At 28.3% G+C, this 23023-nt stretch carries 17 protein-coding genes; 9 read left to right on the forward strand and 8 right to left on the reverse strand.

All coding sequences use genetic code 11. From position 1 onward, the window contains the following. The 4 genes from BN1173_RS03710 to BN1173_RS03725 form a co-directional block, all read left to right on the forward strand. Nucleotides 1–1289: TrkH family potassium uptake protein (locus BN1173_RS03710; protein ID WP_040236713.1), on the forward strand; the 1289-nt coding region annotated here is incomplete at its 5' end. Between the two features lie 6 nt (nt 1290–1295). Then, the gene (locus tag BN1173_RS03715) at nt 1296–2078 is read left to right on the forward strand and encodes a potassium channel family protein (protein ID WP_012538463.1); all 783 of its coding nucleotides are present in this window, start codon (nt 1296–1298) and stop codon (nt 2076–2078) included. Between the two features lie 12 nt (nt 2079–2090). Continuing rightward, nucleotides 2091–3062, forward strand: coding sequence for a nucleotide-binding protein (locus BN1173_RS03720; RefSeq protein ID WP_025400918.1), 972 nt, complete (start codon nt 2091–2093; stop codon nt 3060–3062). 36 nt (nt 3063–3098) lie between these two features. Beyond that, on the forward strand, nt 3099–4442 hold the full coding sequence (locus BN1173_RS03725) for an ATP-dependent 6-phosphofructokinase (RefSeq protein ID WP_014696542.1): 1344 nt from the start codon (nt 3099–3101) through the stop codon (nt 4440–4442). A 26-nt stretch (nt 4443–4468) separates the two neighbouring features. On the opposite strand, the gene BN1173_RS03730 is transcribed toward BN1173_RS03725, so the two are convergent. The 5 genes from BN1173_RS03730 to BN1173_RS03750 all read right to left on the reverse strand — a co-directional run bounded on the left by BN1173_RS03730 (nt 4469) and on the right by BN1173_RS03750 (nt 12004). After that, complete coding sequence (locus BN1173_RS03730) at nt 4469–5800, reverse strand: CoA-disulfide reductase (RefSeq protein WP_040236714.1); 1332 nt, start codon at nt 5798–5800, stop codon at nt 4469–4471. Between the two features lie 12 nt (nt 5801–5812). After that, a complete protein-coding gene (locus BN1173_RS03735) occupies nt 5813–7195 on the reverse strand; it encodes an L-cystine transporter (RefSeq protein WP_014696544.1) in 1383 nt (460 codons plus the stop codon). A 43-nt stretch (nt 7196–7238) separates the two neighbouring features. Beyond that, nucleotides 7239–8813 carry a glucose-6-phosphate isomerase gene (locus BN1173_RS03740; RefSeq protein ID WP_040236716.1) on the reverse strand — a complete coding sequence of 525 codons (1575 nt, stop codon included), beginning with the start codon at nt 8811–8813 and terminating at the stop codon, nt 7239–7241. 101 nt (nt 8814–8914) lie between these two features. Further along, a complete protein-coding gene (locus tag BN1173_RS03745; protein ID WP_040236737.1) occupies nt 8915–9253 on the reverse strand; it encodes a ParB N-terminal domain-containing protein in 339 nt (112 codons plus the stop codon). A 6-nt stretch (nt 9254–9259) separates the two neighbouring features. Then, on the reverse strand, nt 9260–12004 hold the full coding sequence (locus tag BN1173_RS03750; protein ID WP_052456030.1) for a penicillin-binding protein 1A: 2745 nt from the start codon (nt 12002–12004) through the stop codon (nt 9260–9262). 522 nt (nt 12005–12526) lie between these two features. On the opposite strand from BN1173_RS03750, the gene plzA reads away from it, so the two are divergent. Together plzA and BN1173_RS03760 are read left to right on the forward strand one after the other, a co-directional pair. After that, the gene (gene plzA, locus BN1173_RS03755) at nt 12527–13315 is read left to right on the forward strand and encodes a c-di-GMP-binding receptor PlzA (RefSeq protein WP_014696547.1); all 789 of its coding nucleotides are present in this window, start codon (nt 12527–12529) and stop codon (nt 13313–13315) included. A gap of 7 nt (nt 13316–13322) precedes the next feature. Next, complete coding sequence (locus BN1173_RS03760; RefSeq protein ID WP_246040055.1) at nt 13323–14411, forward strand: tetratricopeptide repeat protein; 1089 nt, start codon at nt 13323–13325, stop codon at nt 14409–14411. Nucleotides 14412–14418: 7 nt separating this feature from the next. Here BN1173_RS03760 and BN1173_RS03765 read toward each other — a convergent pair whose 3' ends face one another. Continuing rightward, complete coding sequence (locus tag BN1173_RS03765; protein WP_014696549.1) at nt 14419–15423, reverse strand: L-threonylcarbamoyladenylate synthase; 1005 nt, start codon at nt 15421–15423, stop codon at nt 14419–14421. A 141-nt stretch (nt 15424–15564) separates the two neighbouring features. Between BN1173_RS03765 and BN1173_RS03770 the strand changes: the two genes are divergently transcribed. Then, nucleotides 15565–16353, forward strand: coding sequence for a septal ring lytic transglycosylase RlpA family protein (locus tag BN1173_RS03770; protein WP_050886248.1), 789 nt, complete (start codon nt 15565–15567; stop codon nt 16351–16353). Here the strand turns inward: BN1173_RS03770 and BN1173_RS03775 are convergent. Next, a complete protein-coding gene (locus BN1173_RS03775) occupies nt 16343–18397 on the reverse strand; it encodes an ATP-dependent DNA helicase (protein ID WP_040236723.1) in 2055 nt (684 codons plus the stop codon). The genes BN1173_RS03770 and BN1173_RS03775 overlap by 11 nt on opposite strands. A 258-nt stretch (nt 18398–18655) precedes the next feature. Between BN1173_RS03775 and BN1173_RS03780 the strand changes: the two genes are divergently transcribed. Continuing rightward, nucleotides 18656–19651: a tRNA dihydrouridine synthase gene (locus BN1173_RS03780; RefSeq protein WP_040236725.1), complete on the forward strand. Its 996-nt coding sequence runs from the start codon at nt 18656–18658 to the stop codon at nt 19649–19651. Further along, entirely contained in the window at nt 19651–22284 is a 2634-nt protein-coding gene (gene valS, locus BN1173_RS03785; RefSeq protein WP_040236727.1) for a valine--tRNA ligase, read from the forward strand. The genes BN1173_RS03780 and valS overlap by 1 nt, the downstream gene beginning before the upstream one ends. Nucleotides 22285–22300: 16 nt before the next feature. Here valS and mnmC2 read toward each other — a convergent pair whose 3' ends face one another. Then, nucleotides 22301–22978, reverse strand: a complete 678-nt coding sequence (mnmC2, locus tag BN1173_RS03790; RefSeq protein ID WP_040236729.1) for a tRNA (5-methylaminomethyl-2-thiouridine)(34)-methyltransferase MnmC2 — start codon at nt 22976–22978, stop codon at nt 22301–22303. Between the last annotated feature and the right edge of the window lie 45 nt (nt 22979–23023).

Here is a 23023-nt window from a genome sequence, read left to right on the forward strand (position 1 = left end):
TTCTTTTTAGTTATTTTATCTTAATTATGTTTATAGGCTCTCTGTTATTGTTATTGCCTATTGCTTGGAATAATGTTGAGAGTTTAAAATATATAGATGTTTTATTTACATCTGTATCTGCTGTTAGCATTACGGGGCTTGTGACTGTTAAGATGGAAAGTTTTTCTACTTTTGGTTTTATTGTAATAATGTTATTGATTCAGTTTGGTGGGCTTGGTTTCATAACAATTACTACCTTTTATTTGCTTATTCCTAAACGCAAGCTCAAGTTAACTGATGTTCGAATAATCAAACAATATTCTCTTTCAAATATTGAGTATAATCCTTTGAAAATTTTGAAAAATATACTTTTTGTGACTTTTTCAATTGAATTAATTGGAGGGATATTAATATTATTGTTTTTTAAAATTCGAGGTATTAAGATTTCATTACTTGAGGCTTTATTTACTGCTGTTTCAGCATTTTGTAATGCAGGGTTTTCGATGCATTCTGAGAGTATTTATGCATGGCGTGATGTTCCTGAAGCCATAATTGTTATTGCTATATTGATTATTTGTGGAGGACTTGGATTTATGGTATATCGTGATGTTACTAATACTATGAAGTATCGTAAAAAATTATCCCTTCATGTTAAAATTGTTTTTACGCTTAGTTTTTTTTTAATTCTTTTTGGTGCAGTTGTGTTTTTTTTCTCAGAAATTCATAAACTCAGAGATGGTTATTCACTTGGGACTTTAATATTTAATGCAATATTTTATTCAATAAGTACAAGAACAGCTGGTTTTAATTATCTTGACAATGCTCTTATTTCTAGTAGAACCCAAATGCTTTCTTTGCCATTTATGTTTATTGGTGGTGCTCCAGGTTCAACTGCTGGAGGAATAAAAATTACTACTTTTTTCTTAATTATTCTTGCAGTAATAAAATCGCAAGATGGTAATGGTTATATTATTGGTTCTTATAAAGTCTCAATTGATAGTATAAGATTTGCACTTTTATTTTTTGTAAGAGCTGTTTTTATTTTATGTTTTTCATTTTTTGTTCTTCTTGCTGCTGAGAGTGGTGGAAAATGGAGAGTCATTGATTTGGGATATGAGGTTTTTTCTGCTTTTGGTACTGTTGGTTTATCAGTTGGGGTTACACAAGATTTGTCATTTTTAGGTAAAGTAATTATAATTTTTACTATGTTTGCGGGTAGAATAGGGCTTTTTTCGATGGCAATTTTTGTTTCTAGAAATTCTCGTTTTGAAGAATTTACAAGACCACGACAGGATATTTTGGTGGGTTAGAATAAAGTGAAGACATTTGTTATTATTGGTCTTAGTAATTTGGGAATTCATATTCTTGAAAATTTAAGTAAGCTTGATTGTCAAATAATTATTGTTGATACTTCAAAAGAATTGGTTGAAGAATATGATGTAATTGCTACAGAAAGTTTTATTTTAGATCAGTTTACTAAGAATGCATTAAAAAAAATTATTCCTGTAGATACTGATGCTGTTATTATTGATTTTGATAATGATCTTGGGAAAAGTGCTCTTGTTACTCATTATTGTAATCTCTTAGGTGTGAAGGAAATATGCGTTAAGACTGAAGATGGGGATGATGCTGAAATATTAAAAACTCTTGGTGCTACAAGAATTATATTTCCAAGCAAGGATGCTGCTCGAAGATTGACACCATTGTTGGTATCTCCTAATCTTTCAACATATAGTATTGTTGGGCATGATATTATTGTTGCTGAGACAATTATTCCAAAAGAATATGTAGGTAAAACTTTGCTTGAGGCTGATTTGAGAAGTGAGAAAGGTATTACTGTTATTGCTGTTAGAAATTTAAGTAATTCTAGATATGAACTTGTGGATGGAGATTATTTTTTCTTAAAGGATGATAAGATTGTAATTTGTGGTAAACCTGATAAGATTGAAAATTTTACAAATAATAAGGATTTGATTAAAGATTTAATATCAGTTTCTAAAACAAAGGATACTTCTTATAAGGAAAGTTCTAAAAAATTAGGCTTTTTAAAGTTTTTTGATTTTATGAAAAAGTTTAATAAAGATAAGAAAAATAATTAATAGGATTTTAAGATGACTAAAATTATTCCTGTTGCAAGTGGAAAGGGAGGTGTTGGAAAAACATCTTTTGTTGCTAATATTGGTTATAAACTTGCACGTTTAGGTAAGACTGTGATACTTGTTGATCTTGACCTTGGAGGTTCTAATCTTCATACTTGTTTAGGTGTTAAGAATACTGGTGTTGGAATAGGTTCTTTTATTAATAAACAGGAAAAAGATTTTTCAAGTTTAATTCTTAAAACTCCTTATAAAAAGCTTTATTTGGTTCCAGGAGATGCCCTTTATACGGGTACGGCCAATATTCCTTTTTCTATAAAGAAGAGAATAATAGATTCTATTCAAAGAGAACTTGTTGCTGATTTCGTTTTTATAGATTTAGGATCAGGTACGTCTTATAATACAGTGGATTTTTATTTGTCATCTTATAGTGGCATCATTATTACTGTTCCAGAAACCCCTTCAATTCTTAATGCTTATTCTTTTTTAAAAAATGCTCTCTATAGACTTCTATATTTAGGTTTTCCTCCAAAAAGTCCTGAACGAGACTATATTAGTAATTTTTTTAAAAATAAAATAGAAGGTACAAACGTTAAATTTAAAGATTTAGTTTTAGGTATTGAGGTTATATCTTTAAGTTCTTCGCTTAAGGTCAAAAAGATGATGAATAGCTTTTACCCTAGAGTTGTATTAAATAGAATAGAGTCTAGCGAAGAGATAGCTATGTGTGAAAATTTAATAAATGTTGTTAAAAATAATATCAATATACCAGTTGAATTTATTGGTTTTATTCCCTTTGCAAAAAGTTTTAGATCATCTGTTAATAGTAGAATTCCATTTGTTGATTTTGATAGAAATTCGAAACTTAATAAATATTTTGAATTTATTGCGTGTAATTTAATTAAATCGCCTGTTGAAGGTTCACCTTATATTTATGATGATATATACGATATGATTAAGGATCAAAGTCAATTTATTAGAAAGTAATTAGATTATAATAATACTTGAAGGAGGGGTAATTTAATGTATAGGCTTAAGAATCAAAATTTGGGTTTTAATATAGAAAACCTAGGAGAATGTAAATATGATAATCCTTTAATTAATTTTTATGCTAATGAGAGTCATGTTCATTTTACTTCTGAAGAGAGTAAGATTAGATTTAACGTTTATAAAAATGAAGAGAGTTGGAATCAATATGAGGATGTTTTTTTAGAAAAGGCTGGACCTAGACGTAAAATTTATTTTGTCCCAAAACATGTTAAAGCTGCAATTACTACTTGTGGAGGTCTCTGTCCAGGTTTTAATGATGTGATTCGTTCAATTGTTAGAACTTTATGGAATGTATATGGAGTATATAATATTTATGGAGTTAAGTTTGGATATAAAGGACTTTTGTCAGAGTCTAATTTGAGTTTTGTTGATTTAAATCCTGATATGGTTAATGATATTAATCAGCTTGGTGGTACAATACTTGGTTCGTCAAGAGGAGGAATTAGACCTGTTGAAATAGTTGATACTTTAGAGAGAATGGGTATTAATATGCTTTTTAATATTGGTGGAGATGGTACACAAAAGGGTTCTATTTTAATTGCTGAAGAGATAGAGAGACGAAATTTAAAAATTGCTGTTATAGGTATTCCTAAAACAGTAGATAATGATTTTATGTTTGTTCAAAAATCTTTTGGATTTGAGACTGCTGTAGAACAATCAGTTGCTGCTGTTGCTGGTGCGCATTTTGAGGCAAATAGTGCTTATAATGGAATAGGTCTTGTTAAGGTGATGGGTAGAGATTCTGGGTTTATTGCTGCTTATACTGCTCTATCTTCTAATGATGTTAATTTTTGTTTAATACCAGAATTAGATTTTGATATTGAGGGTCCTAATGGACTTCTTGCACATCTTGAGAGACGACTTTTACAAAAAGAAAGTATGGATGAAATTCCTCATGCAGTTATATTGATAGCAGAAGGAGCAGGACAAAAATATTTTGATCCTGGTATTAGGAAGAAAGATGATTCTGGTAATTTACTGTATGAGGATATTGGACTTTATATTAAAGATAAAATTAATGAGTATTTTAAATCTAAAGATATTCCTGTTAATCTTAAATATATTGATCCTAGTTATATTATTAGAAGTTCTCCAGCTAATGCTAGTGATTCTCTCTATTGTGCTCGTCTTGGTTCAAATGCTGTTCATGCTGCTATGGCTGGTAAAACGAAATTATTAATTAGCTTGTGGAGTACAAAATTTGTGCATGTTCCCATCAAAATGGCTGTCATTGCTAGGAATAAAGTTAATGTGAATGGTTCTTTCTGGAGGGATGTTCTTGCAAGCACTGGTCAGCCATTTAGTATGAAAAATTAACCAAAAAGTAATTTAAGTTTTTTTATTTATTTTGCTGCATTACCAGCAATATTTAATGCATCCCAAGTTTTGGAGAATGGTGGAGAATATGCAAAATCCATCATTCCAAGTTCATTTATTTTAAGTTTTGAATAAATAGCAAGGGATAATGTGTGCATTCTTAGTGCAGCTCCATTTTTTCCAATTATTTGTGCACCAAGAATTTCTTTTGTATCTTGATTATAGATTAGCTTAATATATAAATCTTCTTGATTGGGATAATAGTTTGTATGGTTTTTATCTTTGATAAATACCGTTTTATATTGGATTCCAAGTTTTAATGCCATCTCTTCAGTAAGACCAGATCTAGCTGCTTCTAGTGATAAAACTTTAATAGATGCAGATCCCAATGTGCCTTTAAAAGATACTCGTTTTCCTGCTAGGTTTTCACCAATTATTTTTCCCAATTTATTAGCTGTTGTTGCAAGAGGAATATAATCATTTTGATTGCTTATAATGTTATATATTGTGGCACAATCTCCTGCAGCAAAAATGTTTTTTGCACTGGTTTCACCGTATTCATTTACAATTATTGCACCGTTTTTTAATGTATCAAGTTGACCTTCTAAAAATTCAGTTGCAGGTTTGATGCCTGTAGAGAGTATTACAAGATCTGCTTTGTATTCAGATTTGTTTGTAATAATTCCTTCAACTTTGTCTTTTCCTATTAAACTTGTTACAAATTCATTTGTGTGAAGTAAAACGTTGTTTTTTATAAGCTCTTCTTCCATTATATTTGTGATTTCTTTGTCAAATGATTCTGTTAATATTCGTTTATCCAATTGAATAATTCTTACATTTTTTTCTCGTGCTTTAGTAGCTTCTACCATTTCAATTCCAATATATCCAGCCCCAATTATTATTATGTTTTTTATTTCTTGTTTGTTTAAGAGTTCTCTGATTTCCTTACCATCTTTCATATTTCTTAAAGTATAAAAATTTTTTAGTTTAATATTGTTAATTGGTGGAATTATAGGGGTTCCCCCAGTTGCAATCATTAATTTATCATAGGTATCATTGAATATTTCTTGTGTTTGAAGATTTTTTACTTGAAGAATGTTATTTTTGATATCTACTTTAGTGACTTCGTGTTTAGGAAATACTGATATTCCATTCTGTTTAAATTGTTCAGGTGTCCGGGCTATCATATTATTTGGTTCGTCAAAAAATTTTCCAATGAAATAAGGTAATCCACAAGCACCAAAGGATGTGGTATTTGTTTTCTCATAAATAACTATATTTAATTCTTTGTTTATTCGTTTTGCTTTTGCTGCAGCGCTTGTTCCTGCTGCAGTTCCTCCAATAATTATTATTTTCATAAGAATTACCTTTTATTTAGTATTTTGATTATTGTAAATGTTTTTATCTAATTGATTAAGATTTTTGGCTGTTATGACCCCTGCAACCATTGAATCACTAACATTAACAGATGTTCGTCCCATATCAATTAAAGGCTCTATGGAAATAAATAGGCCAACTAATGAAACAGGTAGATTCATTGATGAGAGAACGATTAAGGATGCTATTGTTGCACCTCCTCCAGCTCCAGCTACTCCAAACGAGGTTATTATTATTATTCCTATGAGTTGTAGTAAGAATGAGGGATCTGTTGGATTGATTCCTTGTGTAGGTGCAATCATGATTGCTAGCATAGCAGGATGAAGTGCTGCGCAACCATTTTGTCCAATAGATGCCCCAAGTGCACTGGAGAGATTTGCAATCCCTTCACTAACTCCTAGTTTTTTAGTTTGCACTTCTACATTGACAGGTATTGTTGCTGCACTGGAACGAGATATAAATGCAAATGTTAGTACTGGCCATACTTTTTTAATAAAAGTTATTGGATTGAGTCTGTTACATGCAATAATCGTCATGTGCATTAAGAGTGTAATACCTATAGCAACATAAGATGCAAGTGCAAATTTTCCAAGTTTCATTATGCTTATAAGATCACTTGTTGCTGATATTTTTGTGATCATTGCTAATATGGCATAAGGTGTTGATTTTAAGATTAAAGTTACTATTCCTAAAGTTAAGTCTTGTGCTGTTGATATTATTTGTTTGAAAAAATCTATTGACTCGGGTTTTTTTTTGGCAACTCTTAGAGCAACAATCCCTACTAAAGCAGCAAATATTACTATTCCTATCGTTGAGTTTGGTCTTGTTCCTGCCATATCTGCAAATATATTGTCTGGAATGAGTTCTGATAGTTTTTGTGTCATTGGAGTTTGGTGTAAAACTTGAAGTTTGCGATCTAATTTTTGCCCTTGCATGATTTCATCAACTCCAGATTGAAGTCCCTCTGCTGTTAATTTGAAAAAAATAGATATACAAATTCCAATTATTGCAGCAATTCCTGCTGTAAATATGAGTATAAATATTACTGATAAGCTCATTTTCCAAATATCTTGGCTATTTGTTAATTTTATTATTGCAGATATTATTGATACTAGTATTAATGGTATTACCATCATTTTAATGAGTCTTATATATCCGATTCCTATGATATTAGTCCATTGAATAGTTTCTTGTATTATTGTTGAGTTTGCTTCGTAACAATATTTTATGAGTGTACCAAATATTATTCCTAATCCTAGAGCTATTAATATTCTTTTTGTGAAAGAGATATGTTTTTTGCGTAAAAAATATAAAAATCCTATTAATATAAACATTATTGTAACATTTAATATTACATATGTTATTGTCATGTTCATGATTTGGCCTCTTAATTATAGATTTAAAATAATTATTTTTTTGTTAAAATAATCTACCATAAGATTTGATTATTTTATCTTGTGAATTATCATTCTTTAAAATTTTGTTAGCAATAATTTTGCCTAGTTGAACTCCTTCTTGATCAAATGAATTGATATTTAGTAGGAATCCTTCAAACATTACTTTATTTTCGTAATGAGAGAGTATCGCACCTATTGTATAAGGAGTGAGCTCTTTAGAGTATATTAATGCAGAGGGTCTCTCTCCTTTAAAACTTTTATTTTGATTTATATTTTCTTTTCCAATAGCAAATGCAATTATTTGAGCTATTAGATTTGCTTTTAGTTTATCATTACTTGATGTTCCCTCTAAAGAAACATCTTGCTTTAATTGGGATTGGCTAAATCCTATTAAATCCATTGGTACTATTTCTGTTCCTTGATGAAGCATTTGAAAGAATGAATGTTGCACATCTGTTCCAATTCCTCCCCAAATTATTCTTACTGTTTTATAGTCAATTTGTTCTCCAAATCTGTTTACGCTTTTTCCATTGCTTTCCATTTCAAGTTGTTGTAAATGAAGATAAAAGTTTTCCATTGCTTTTGAATATGCAATAATACAGTTGCTGCTATAATTTAGTATATTGCTTTCATATATACTGATTATTGATGCTAGAAGGGGTGCATTTTCTCTTATATTTTTATTTAGTGCCTGTTTGTCAGCCTCATGAGCTCCCTTTAATATTTCTTTTGTAATATCTTCTGTGAAGCAAAGGGTTATTAGAGTAAGCCCTACAGCTGATGTTGGTGAAAATCTTCCACCAATTGAATCATGCATAAAAAAGTACTCAAGGTATCCTTTTTCGAGTGCCAACATACTTCCTTGTGATGTAATGATTATAATTTGTTTTTTATATTCTTCAATTCCATTATCTTTTAATTTTTTAATTAAGAATTGCATATTAGATGATGTTTCTAGTGTAGTTCCACTTTTTGATACGACAATAAATAAAGTTTCTTGAAGATTTATTTCGCTTAAAACCTCTTCTGCTTCATCTGGGTCAACATTTGAAATAAAATATGCTTTCATTTTGTATAAATTTTTTTGTTGAGCATAGTTTTTAATTGTAGTGTATAGTGCTTTTGGGCCAAGACTTGAACCCCCAATACCAATTTGTACGACATTTTTAAAAACCTTTCCATTTGTATTTTTAATAGTACCATTTTGTATTTTTTGTGCAAATTCAAAAATTTTATGAAGTTCTCTTTCAAAAAATTCTCGCATATTTTCATTGTTATCTGTAACTGTTGTACCAAGTTGTCCTCTTGTTAAGTGATGTAAAACTTTTCTATTTTCACTAAGATTAATATGTTTTCCATTAATGATTTCTTTATACTTTTCTATTAGATTTGCTTCATCGCTTAAATTTTGAAATAACTTTAAATGAGCTTCATTGATTTGTTTTGTAGCATAGTTATAATGTACGTGATTCCCTTCTATTTTGATGTCATATTCTTGAATTCTATTTTCATTTAATACTGTCTTTAGTTTTTCGGGATTCATTTGTTTTAATTCTTGAAAACTTTTAAGCTTATTAAGGTCATTATAATGAATCATTAAGCATCCTCCAATAGTTTTTTTCCTCTTTTCAACCCTTTTCGCCTCCTTGTTTTTTTTATTATTATTTTTTACTCTTTTGTTTATCTCTTATTATACAATCAGATTATTGTGTTTTTTTCTGAATAATTTTTGAGTTCTTCTTCACCTTCTTCTGCTTCACTTTTTGTAAATGATTTTCTGACATTATTTTCATCAAGTTCGATTTCAAGTAATCTTTTTTTATCTTCTATTGGAATTACTTTGACATCGACCTCTTTATATCCAAGTTCTTTGAGTACTTGATATCTTCTAAAACCTGCCACTAAGTTTTTATTTTTGTCTATTATTATAGGATAAATCAGCCCATGTTTTTTAATGCTTTCTTTAAGAGTTGTTGTATCTCCTATATTTTTTCTGATTCGTTTTTTGATTTTTATTTGTTCTAAATCTATTAACATATTTTATTAATCCAATTGTATATTTTCTCCATTGACATCTTTATGTTCAATTTCATTATCTTGTTTTTCATCACTGATAAGAGGATTTTTTTTAGGTTCTGTATCATTTGGTTGATCTGTAGTTTTAATACTATCATCTACATTGTTATTGTCATCTGTTATTGTGTTGTTGGTTTCGTTCTCTGTTTTATTAGCATCTTGGGTATTATGTTGCATGTTTTCCTCTTGATTGTCGTATTCAAAATCATCATTTTGTATATCCATATTAATATTATCATTAAATTTATCATTATTAATTGTATTAGTATTATTTTTATGAATTTTTTCATTTTCTGTTTTATTGTATTGATGAAAATCGTTTGTGAGATATTCAAATTCGGTAGTATCGAAGTTTAGTTCATCATTGTCATTAATGTTGTCGATACCATAAATATTGAATTCCATTTTATTTAAAAATTCAGATTTGTTTTCATAGTATTTTGATTTTTCAAATGGTTGGCTTCCTGTAATGAATATTTCATTTATTATTGTTTCATTAGGTACACCTTCTGGTAATAGACCTGTTTCTGATTGGACTTGTACATTAATTATTCCTTTGGGTCGTATAAATACCTTTTGGGGTAAGTTTTTATGATATTCTGCCATAAACTTACCCCAAGTAGGGCCAGCTAGTGCTGTTCCTGTTCCTGCAGTTCCCAATGAATATCCTTTTTTGTCAAAACCAACCCATATAGCTGTTGTTATATAAGGTGAATATCCTATTGTCCATCCGTCGGCCCAATTTTGTGTTGTTCCTGATTTACCTACAATATCAGATTTAAAATTTTTAAGATTTGTATATCTTTGATTTGATAGAGTGCCATATTGGATTGTTGATTTCATCATATCTGTCATAATGTAAGCAGTTTGAGGAGATACTATTTGTGCATTAGCACCTTTATTTTTGATTGATGTTAGTATTTCAGATTCTACATTTGCTATTACTTTTCCATTTCGATCTTCTATATATTTAATTCCATATGGTTCTACTTCTTTTCCATTATTTCCTAAAATAGCAAATGCTCTTGCCATTTGTATTGGAGATGTTGATGTGACTCCAAGTGCAAGGGGATATACTTTAGGGAATATTTTGTTTATTTCATTTTGATCTTTGATTCCTAGTAATTTAGCCGAATATTTAATTGCATTGTCAAAACCTAATTTATCAAGTATTCTAAGGGCGGGAATATTTAGAGATAAAGCTAGTGCTTTGCGTGTTAAGACATTTCCTCGCCATTTCCCTCCATAATTTTCAGGGGCATACACTTCTCCTTCCTGATTAAAAAAGGCTACTGGAGAATCTGAAAGCATTGTTGCAGCTGTTATTTTTTTTAATTCAATAGCCGCTGAGAAATATAAAACTTTAAATGCGCTTCCAGGTTGAATTTTTGCTTGAGTTGCTCTATTAAATTCGCTTCCCTTTCTATAGCCACTTCCTCCAACCATTGCTTTGATGGCTCCTGTTGTGGTGTCTAGTGATATTAATGCACCTTCTGGTTGCACAAGTAAGTTTGGGTTTGTTTTATTGTTTATTGTGTAAGCTCTTGTTGCTTTGTCTATTTTATCAATACCTAAAATTGCAGCAAAGCTTGCAAGAAGATCAATATTATCCTCATAAAATTTTCTTGTTTTTAATTTTGTATATTGTCTACCATTTATTCTAGTATTTCTTATGCCAAATAAATCGGCCATTGTATCAATTATTGGTACTATTTCTGAATTTATTACTAATGTTTCAGATGATTTTGTAGAATTATACATTTTTCTTGCTTTTGTAATCATTTCTTGTGTAATTTCATTTGCATGTTTTTGTGCTTCAAGATCAAGTGTTGTATATATCGAGTATCCATCTTTGTATATATTGGCTTCTGATGGTAGATATTTAGTTATTCGTTGTCTTACATATTCTGAAAAATAAGGAGCATGATCTTCTTTGTCAGATATAGCTGGTGTATCTGCCATACGAGTCCAGTCATAATTTTGCCAATATTCATTAAATTCTGATTCAGCTAATTCAGGGGTGATAATGCCATGAGATACTACCTGATTTAATACAGCTCTTTGTATTTTCTTTGCGAATTTTGGATTATAAAATGGTGAGTAAAGTTTTGCATTGGGTAACTGTATAATCATTAAAACAGCCTCTGCGGTGTTAATATCTTTAACACTTTTGTTGAAGAAAAACTTTGAAGCCGCTACTACGCCATAATTTCCATTTCCAAAATAGACTTTGTTTAGATATTTTTCAAGTATTTCATATTTTGATAATTTTTTTTCAAGCTGTATTGCCCACCAAACTTCATTTAATTTTCTTAAAATAGATCTTTTTGCTTGATTTGTGTAGAGCAGTTTTGCTAATTGTTGTGTTAGAGTACTACCACCTGAGAAATATCTTCCAAGAACAATGTTAAATGCAGCTCTTAAAATTCCCATTAATGAGAAGCCTCTGTGAAAAAAAAAGCTGAGATCTTCTCGTATCAGGAGTGTGTTTATTAAATTATTAGGCATTTCTCTTAACGGTAATAATTCTCTATTCTCATCAGATATAAATTGTGTTATGAGCTTGCCATTGGTATCAAAAAGTTTTGATGGTATAGCAGGGTTTATATTTCCAAATTTTTTATCTTTTTGAATATTTATAGTTTCAACTATGGCAATTGATAAAAAAATGATTGAAAAACTGATAATAAAATAGGTAAAATAAACTAGCATGTTAGCTTTTTTGCTAAAATTAACCCTTTTCAAATTGTATCCTTCTAACGTCTTTCAACGTAATTATACTATAAAATATGATAAACTTAACATTTTGCAAGTTGTTATTAATATAAAAATATTGTTATAATGCCTTTTTATATGGGTTATTTTGCTATTTAAGTTTTGTTAAAATATAAGTTGATTCATGATGAAAATTTGGAAAGATTAGAACTTGATGTGTGGGTGTTGGTTGTTTTTATAGTAAACAGTAAAAATAATAAGAATTACAAATTAATGTATTGAAGGATGAATTATTTTTATGTGAGTTTTTTTGAAATTTTTATTTATAGAGTTGCTTTTTAGGAATAGATTTGATCTTTGTATGTCTGTTGAATAAAGTGTGAACTATTGGTTGTATCTAATATTTTGGGATAGAATTATTTTAAAGTATATGCATAAATTAAAATTTTTGAATTGTATTGCTTTAAAGTTCCTGAATATCAATTTTAATATGTTTGTTAGATTTCAAAGGAGAGGTTTATGTTTTTTTCTAAAAAAATAAAAGATTATGAAGCTAAATATAGGGGTAAGGAAATTAAAATGAGTACTGAAATTAATAGTTTCCTTAATATTAAAAATTCTGTTGAAATAAAAGTTGGTACTTATGTGGTGGTTGGTGTTATTTATTCTATTTCTATGAATTTTATTAAAATTATTTTGCAACAAGATGAAATTTTACCCATCTTGGCACAGAATGGAAATTTAGGCAATCTTAATATTAAAAATTATGACAATAATGTCGTGGATAATGCTTTTTGTATTCCGTCTTTAATTGTTAAGTTGGTAAGCACATCTTCTTATTCCATTCAAAATAAGGAATATAATTTGTTGACTTTAGAATTTGTATCTTCTATGCCAGAAGAAATTTTAGTTAAAATTGGTAAATTGCTTGATTTAAAGCTTGGTCAAAATCAAAGGATTCATGAGCGTATTATTATTGATAAAGAGTCTTTAAAAAAACTTAATCTTGCTTCTGATAAAGCTTTTATTGAAGTTAATGGCATTAAGCATAAATGTTTGATTAAAGATATGTCTTATGGAGGTGCTCTTTTGATATCTTATTTTGATTATGAAAAATTAGAAGAGAGTAATACCGATTTGATTTTGAGTTTTGATGTTGCAGGTAAGAAAGTCTCTATTGTGGGACAGGCAAGAAATTTGAGTGTTATTCAAACGCCTAATGGTAAAGTTTTAGCTATAGGTATTGCATTTTGTGAAGAAAAAATTCCTCTTGACTATACAATGTTAATACATGATTATTTTAATTAGAGGATTTATGCTTAGTAATATTGTTTATGTTTCTCTTCCTGAGAATTTTACAAGTCATATTAAAGGTTTTTTATTTGATCCTAAGGTATTATTGCCTGTTGAGGTTAGTGATATTGAGCACTTTTCTCAAGATGAACTTAGTTTTGAATCCATTATGTCTGCAATTCTTAAGATTTCTGCTTATGACCAAAATAATGTTAACTTTCCTTATTATAAGAAGCTTTTATTAGCTTTAAATCCAAATATTATTAATATTCTTATTAATGTTGGTCTTTCTAAGATTGATGAGGGAGATTATAATTTGGCTCTTGAAATTTTTTTGTCATTAAAAGGTGTTGAAGGTGAGAATGAGGTTATTCTTTTTAATTTAGCTTTATTATATGAAAAAATGGCTGAAAATTTTTTAAGGCTTGAACAACATATGGATGCTATTAGTAGTAATCAAAATGCTTTAAATATTTATGAAAGGCTATTAACACTTGATAGTCCTAATGAAAATGTATTTGCAAATGCTGGGTTTTTTTTTGTTAAGCAATATAAATTAGATAGGGCGCAAGAACTACTGAGGCATTATTTAAGAATTTCTAATAATTTAGGATTGAAGAATAAGGTAAATGAAATTTTAAATGTTATAGAAGTTCATAAAGATTTAGCTTTAAATCTTGAGAGAATATATGATTTGATAATTTTATCAAAGGAAGATGAAGCTATTTGTGAACTTATTAAGCTATTAGAATATCACAAAGATTCCTGGAATGTTTGGTTTTTGCTTGGATGGGGGTATAGAAGAAAGGGATTTTACTTGCAGGCAAAAGATGCTTTTCTTAAAGTGTTGTTTTTTGATTCTAATAATGTTGATGCTATGAATGAAATTTCAATTTGTTTAATGGAGTTATTTAAATTTGATGAAAGTCTTAAACATTTACTTAGAGCATTAGAACTTGAACCTGATAATATTAAAATTATTTCAAATCTTGGTATTCTTTATTTAAAGATGGAGCGTAAAAAAGAGGCTAGAGAATATTTTCAAATCATTCTTGAATATGATCCAAATGATCCTATTGCTCTTAAGTATTTGGAATTGTTAGAAAAATAATTTAAGTTTATTCAGAAATAAATTTGTCTAGACTTGCTTTTTTGAGTCTGTTATTGATTGAATATCCAAGTTGATTATTATCTACAAATTCAGCAAGTATTTGTTTATGTGTTCTCTCAGATTCTACAAAGACTTTATAAATATTTTTTGCATATTCTTCTAATGTGTTAAATACACAGATGTGATTTGTATTCCAAAGCTTATTAAACCAATATGATTTAATAGTATTTTTCATAATGAGTATTTTTGTATCTTTTCGTGATATATACTTTCTTATATTATCTTTTTGTCTAAATAAATAAACGGGTATGCGTGGTCTATAATGTTCCAATAAATTTCCTGGTGATTGTTGGAGTATTTTTTTCCCTAATGAATATTCTACATTAAATTTTCCATTAAGTTCTCTCTCTATCATTTCTTTTGTTATTGATCCTGGTCTTAATATTGATACGTTGCTTTTAGCGTCAAAACTTATAACAGTTGATTCTATTCCAATTTGCGATACTTCATTTTTCTGAATGATTCCTTTAACAAGACCGTTAAGTTCTTTTATTGCCATTTCAAAATTAGTGGCACTGGGACGTTTTGATAAATTTGCTGATGGAGCTGCTATTGGAACTTTGCTCATTTTGATTAATTTGAGAGCTATGGGGTCTGAAGGTATTCTGACCGCTATACTTTCAAGACCTCCATTTATTAATTTAGATATCTTGCCCGCATTTTTTAATATGAATGTTATGGGACCTGGGGTAAATTTTTTCATTAAAATCATGGCACTATCTGGTATATATTCTACCAGTTCTTTTATTTTTTCTATTGATTCAACATGTACTATTAGGGGATTTGTAATAGGACGTTTTTTTACTATAAAGAGCATTCGTATAGCATTCTCATCATATGCATTAGCTCCAATGCCGTATACTGTTTCTGTGGGAAATACTACTAATTCTCCTGAATTAATGAATTTCACTGCTTTTTCTATTTCACTTTCTTTTATTACTTCTGTTTTCATTAATGCTACCTATTAAGGTTATCTTAGCATATTTATTAAATCAAAAAAATTGAAAATAAACAATTTAGGCCAACTAATTAATTTTGTGTTATAAGTCTTATGCTTTATATTGTAATATGCAATATGATACAATGTGTAATTATGATAGGTTTATTTGGTCTTAGGGCTATTGACTTGAGGTTTGTGTTTTTATTTTTGATTGTTGTTACTATGCAATTAAATAGTGCTACTGTAGGGCTTGCTTCGTGGTATGGCGAAGCTTTTCATGGTAAGACTACTGCTAATGGAGAAAAATTTGATATGACTGCTCTTACAGCGGCTCACAAGGAGCTTCCATTTAATAGTGTTGTGAGAGTTACCAATTTACTTAATAATAGAACTGTTGTTGTAAGGATTAATGACAGGGGACCTTTTAGAAGAGATAGGATAATTGATTTATCAAAATCTGCTGCTGAAAAGTTAGATTTTATAGGAATAGGTGTTGCTCCTGTAAAAATTGAAATATTAAAACAAGTTGATATAGAAAATATTGAAAACCAAAAATCTGAGAATAATCTTGATGTTAAAGATGCTTCTAAGAGTAATTCTAATAGTGATGTTGTTGATTTAAAAGCAGATAAAAATGTTATTGTGGGTAAGGAACATACTGAGGTTGCAGGTCAAATTTTAAATAATACAGATAAAGAGCCAGATTTTTACATACAAGTTGGTTCTTATAAGACCAAAGATTATGCTCAAAGGGCTTATAAGATACTTGAAAAAGCTGGTCTTAATGTTTTTGTAAACTCACATGGACCTTTTTTTACAGTATTTATTCCTACTTATGCTGATGATGTACAGAAGAATGTTGAACTCATTAAATCTACAGGATATAAGGATATTTTGGTAAGAAAGACTAAAATTCCGGGAAATAATATCCTTATGGATTAATATTTTGATCTATTTTAAAAAATGTATTTATTGTATGTTTGATAGTTGTAAAGTTTGAGTAGTAAGTTTTGATTTTAGGTAATGATTTTAAAAATGATTTACCATAAGTTTTGTTGCAAATTCTTTTATCAAAACATACTATGATTCCATAATCTTTAGAGTCCCTAATTAGTCTTCCAAATCCTTGTTTAAATTTCATTATTGCTTGTGGTAATGTTTCTTTTATAAAAAAATTTTCATTTGTTTTTTTAGCCAATTCATTTTTTGCTATTAAGATTGGATCTGCAGGAGTTTGAAATGGCAGTTTGGGGATGATAATCATTGTTAATTGATCTCCTTTAATGTCAATTCCTTCCCAAAAATTTTTTATTCCTATAAGTACGCTTTTTTTGGGTGATTTTTTGAATGAATTTATAAGTTCATTTTTTGGTAATTGTCCTTGTATGAAAATGTTTATGTCATTTTCAAATAAAAAATCTTTGATATTTTTACTTATGTATTCTAAACTTTTAAGCGAAGTTAATAAAATTAGGGTTCCTCCTTTGTTTAATATCACAAGTTCTTTAATATATTTTGTTGATTGATTTAAAAATTCTTCTTCGTTGTTAGGGTTTTCAATATCTGATGTAATTGTGAGTATTGATTTTTCTTGATAAGGAAACGAGTATGGTAAATTTTCCATTTCGATGTGTTTATTACTTAAATTTAGTCCCGTTTGATTTAAAAAGTATGAAAATGATTGATTTATTATAATAGTAGCCGATGTAAAAATTATTCTTTTTGTTCGTTGATACATGATTTTATTTAGTTCTGGACCTAAATAAATTTCTGATGTTTGAAATAAAGGGATATTTTTTTTATTGTCTATCCAAAAACAAAGATTATCATCTTGATTTTCAGATATAAAATTTTGAATTAATAATTTTTTTTGATCTAAATTTTTAATGAGTCTATTTAGCTCTATTTTTGTTGTTTTGTTTTCTATATTTTGTATTATTGATCTTATGGTTATTTGATAATTTTCTAGATTATAAATGATATTTTGTAGATATGTTTTAATACGTATATAAAAGTTTGTTTTATGTGTATCACTGGTAATTCTGTAGATTGATGGTAATTTTTCTTGTATGTTTATTATATATTCTATGTTTTCAAAGTTTTGTATTGTGAAAATTTCAAAATCTTTCTTATAGATGTTATTTATGTTTTGTCGTTTAATTATTTTATCTATTTTTATAAAAATTTGTTTTATTCCAGTTTTTGAAAAATTTTTATTAAATAAGCTTCTTGCAGCTTCTTCTAAATAGTGAGCCTCATCAACTATTATGTTTTTTATGCTAGGTAATATTAAATTGATATTTATGTTTTCTTCTTCAAAATTATTTTCATGATTTTCTTTTTCCATTAGTATTTCGTTTCTTATATAAAGGTCGTTTAATAGTAAATGGTGATTGGTTATAATGATATCGCATTTTAATATTTTATTTCTTGCTTTTTTAAAAAGACATTTATTCTCATTAGGACAGGTAATTTCTGAGCATGTTTCAGGATTTGCTGATACTTCTTCCCAAATTTGTTCATCTATAAAATTAAGTTCATCTTTATCTCCTGTTTTTGTGTTTTGTGCCCAGTAGATTAATGTTTCTAAATTTTTTTTATTTAGTGTATAGGCTAGAAGGCTTTTTTTGAGTTCTTCGAGTCTTCTAAGGCAGATATAATTTTTCATTCCTTTAATTATTCCAAACTTAATTTTAAAAGGAATAATCCTTTTTAAGGATTTAATATCTTTTTTTATTAATTGTTCTTGAAGATTAATTGATGATGTTGAAATTATGACTTTTTCTTTTGTTTGGTGAATGAAATCAATAGCAGCAATTAGATATGCAAAACTTTTTCCAGTTCCTGTTGGTGCTTCAATGACTAAAAAGTTTTCATCCCTAAAGGTTTGTTTTATTTTGTCTATCATCCTAAGTTGTGTATCTCGTCTTACAAATCCTTTGATATTTAGTTCTGCTTGTTGAATTATATATTCACTTAAGTTCATTTATGCAGCATCCTTTTATTATTTTTGCAAATTTTTTATGTACTGTGATTAATTTTATTGTATATTTTACATTTTTTTGATGTTTGATATTTTTAAAAAATAAGTTTATTATTGTTGTTCATTTTAGTAGTTGGTTTTTAATATATTTTTATATATCATTTAGATTGTAATTAAAATTTTTATCATTGCTTTTGATTTTAAGATTTATATTTAAGTCATTTCTTTACCATGTTATTGTCTTGTTATATCATTTATTTTATGACTTTTTTAAATAATATGAAGCGTCCCATTATGATTTTAGCCCCAATGGAAGATGTTACAGATACTGTTTTTAGAAATTTAGTTAATTTGATTGGAAATGGAAAGGACGGTCCTGATATTTATTTTACTGAATTTATTTCTGTAAAAGGACTTCTAAATAAATCAAAGAACTCAATGCAACATATTTTGACAAAAAATGATGAGCTTAGTAGACCTTTGATTGCTCAGATTTGGGGTGATGATCCTGATAAGTTTGTGAAGGCAATAGAAATTTTGAGTAATTTAGGATTTTGGGGAATTGATCTTAACATGGGTTGTCCAAAGAAAAAAATAGTTAAAAAGGGTGTTTGTTCTGCTTTAATTAATAATAAGTCCTTAGCCCGTGAAATAATTATTGCAAGTAAAGAGGCATGTTTAAAGTATGGTTTACCTCTTAGTGTTAAAACTAGACATGGTTTTTTTTGTTCTGAGGTTGAAGATTGGTTGGGTTTTCTACTTAAGTTAGGTATTGATATGTTAACTGTTCATCCTAGGCTTGTTATTAATCAAAGTGAAGGGCCTATAGATGTTAATGTATTTGATGAACTTGTTAAATTAAGAAATAAAATTAATCCTTATGTAGTAATTATTGGAAATGGAGATGTTTTAAGTTTGAATCAGGCATATCAAATGATTAATAGGTATTCTATTGATGGGATAATGTTTGGTCGTGGAATATTAAAAAATTTAAACTTATTTAGAAGAGATGAACCTAACTTTTTAGATAGTGATTTAAATTTTAGATTAAATATATTAAAATTGCACATAACGGATTTTCATTCTACTTGGGATATTACTAAAGATTTTAATAAACTTAAGAAGTATTTCAAAATTTATTTTAATGAAAATGAGATATGTAGTGAATATTTTTATAATATTATGAGTTCAAATAATTATGATGAACTTTTTGAAAATCTAAGTCGAATTAATATTATAGGAGATAAGCTTAAATAATGAGCGAAGAACTTTCAAGCAGTTATGATCCTAAGGTTTTTGAGGATAAAATTTATAAGAGATGGTTGGATAATGGTGTCTTTAGTCCTGATGATAAGATCGAATTAAAATTTAGCATGGTAGCACCTCCTCCAAATGTGACAGGTATTCTTCATATGGGACATGCTCTTAATTTTACTTTGCAAGATATTCTTGTTCGTTATAAAAGGATGAAGGGATTTAATACTCTTTGGCTTTTTGGGACAGATCATGCTGGAATTGCAACTCAGACAGTTTTTGAAAAACAACTTAGAGAACTTGGCAAAAGTAAAGATGATTTTAGTCGTGAAGAATTTATTGAAGGAATTTTTGAATTAAAAAATAAGCATAGAAAAATAATTGTTAATCAGGTAGAAAAGCTTGGGGCTTCTTATGATCATTTACGTGAGAGGTTTACTCTTGATGATGGACTTTCAAGGGCTGTTAATAAAGTTTTTATTGATTTATATAATAAGGGGCTGATTTATAAGGGAGAATATCTTGTAAATCTTGATCCTGGTTCTGGAAGTGTTGTTAGTGATGAAGAAGTTGAATATAAGGAAATTTTGGGTAAGATTTATTTTGTTAAATATTTATTGTGTGATGGTGGTTTTATTGAGATTGCAACTACTAGACCTGAGACAATGTTTGGGGATGTAGCTATTGCTGTTAATCCCAATGATGAGAGATATAAATCTTTAATTGGAAGAGAGGTTATAATTCCTATTGCAGATAGAAAAATTAAGATAATAGCTGATGATTATGTTGATATGGAATTTGGTAGTGGAGCTTTAAAAATAACACCTGCTCATGATCCTAATGATTTTGAGATTGCAAAAAGGCATAATCTTGCCAAGATAAATATTTTGAATAAGAATGCAAAGCTTAATGAAAATGTTCCAATTGAGTACCAAGGTTTAAGTGTTAATGCTGCAAGAAGTAAAATAGAGAAAGATTTAAAAGATAAAGAATTTTTAATAGATGTGAAAAATCATAAGCATCAGGTGGGGCATTGTCATAGATCTGGAGAAGTCATTGAACCTTATTTATCAAATCAGTGGTTTGTAAAGATGGAATCGTTAGCCGCTGCTGCTTTACAAGCATTAATTGATGGTAAGATTAGGTTTTATCCTAGAAAATGGGAAAATACATATAAGCATTGGTTATCAAATATTAAAGATTGGTGTATATCTAGGCAGTTGGTTTGGGGACATAGAATTCCTGCTTGGTATGATGTTCAGACAGGAGAGATTGTTGTTAGTGAATTTGATCCTTCATTGAGTGAAAATTATAGTGGAAGAAGTTTTGTTAGAGATTCAGATGTACTTGATACTTGGTTTTCTTCTTGGTTGTGGCCATTTTCTTCTCTTGGATGGCCAGATGTAACTTTTGATCTTAAAAATTATTATCCTACAACTACTTTAGTTACTGCTTATGACATAATATTTTTTTGGGTAGCAAGGATGGTAATGGCAGGACTTGAGTTTATGGGAGAAGTTCCATTTAGAGATATATATATAACTCCTCTTTTAAGAGATAAAAAGGGACAAAAGATGTCAAAATCTTTAGGTAATGGTATAGATCCTCTAAAGATTATAGAGCAGTATGGAAGTGATGCATTGCGATTTACTCTTTCATTTTTGTCCGTACAAGGACAGGATTTAAACATTGACACTAAAGATTTTATGTTTGGAGCTAAATTTGCAAATAAAGTATTTAATGCATCTAAGTTTATTTTATCAAATTTAAAGGGTAGACTAGTATTAGATAGTTTAGAATTTGATGACATTGATAAGTGGTTGATTTCAAGGTTAAATGCAACTGTTGCTGTTATAGATTGGTCATTTGAAAATTATAAGTATAATGAGGCTACAAAAGCGGTATATGAATTTTTTTGGAATGATTTTTGTGATTGGTATATTGAAATTAGTAAGATTAATTTATGTAGTGATGATTTTGATTTACAGAATATAACCATTTCCAAATTAATTTTTTTCCTAAAAGAATCTTTGCTTATTATGCATCCCTTTATTCCTTTTATTACCGAAGAAATTTATTCTAAGGTTATGTCGTTAAAAGATATATTGGCTTTAAAAAAGTATCCTGAAGTTACAATGCAAAGGGATTTTGGAGAAGAATGTCAACAATTTAATTTATTTAAAGACTTTATTATTTCAATTAGGACTCTTAGAAGTGAATTTAATATAGTTCCTAATGTTAAGATTAATGTTGCTTTGAAATTTGGTAATACTTTTCAGTCTGAAAAGTATTTTAGAAGAAATGAATATATTGCAAAAAAACTTATTAATTTTGATTGTATTTTTTACAATGAAAATTATGAAAATATGATAGGAGTTCCTAATGTTAATTTTGAAAGTTTTGCAGATATTAGAGATCTCATAGATACTGATAAAGAACTTACAAAACTTAGTAAACAATTAGAAAAATATGAAAAACTTAAAAATGTAACTCTTCAAAAGCTTGGGAATCAAAATTTTTTATCAAATGCTCCTGATGAAATTATTAATTTTGAGAAATTAAAATTAGAAGAATTTGATTCTTTTATTGTTAGAATTAGTAATTATATTTCTAATTTAAAGAAATCTAGTTACTAATTAGATTTTGTTTGTATTATTCTTTTTGTGCTACTAGCATATGTCTTTTGTTGTTAAATCCTTTTATTTTAAGATAATTAAAATTGGCAAGTTTTAATCCGTCTTTCACAATTCTTGCTGAAGAAAATGTTGAGAGTTTTGTTCCAGTTTTACTTTTTTGTGAGATTATTGTAAATATTTCTTTGTTCCACATTCTAATATTTTTGCTTGGAGTAAATCCATCTAAAAACCAGTAATCTATGTATTTTGGTAATTCTTTAAGTTTGTCTTTAGCATCACCAATGAGGATTTTTAAATTAATATTACTTGATATTTTGTATTTGATATTTTTTATTGGTATTTTTGGATATTTTTTAAGCATTATCTTGAAATATTGTATATCGTTATTAAAAAATTGTGATATTTTTTTTATTTGTTCTTTTTTTAATGGAAATTTTTCAATTGAGTAATAGTTGATTTTTGTTTTAATATTGTTTTCTGTCAAATATTTTAAGAGAGCTATTAAATTTAGCCCTGTTCCAAATCCTAATTCTGCAATTTTTATGTTTTTGGTAGTTGTAAGTTCTTTTTCTAGTTCACATCCTTTAATAAATACGTAATTGCTCTCTTCAAGTCCATATTGAGGATCGTAATAAATGTCTTTAAATTTACTTGAATATATAGTTTTACCTTTGAATATTAATTTGTGTGTCATTTTTATGAATAAATTATAAGATAATAATTTAATCTCTCTAGGAGA

Source organism: Borrelia crocidurae, from assembly GCF_000825665.2.
Classification (GTDB): Bacteria; Spirochaetota; Spirochaetia; order Borreliales; family Borreliaceae; genus Borrelia; species Borrelia duttonii.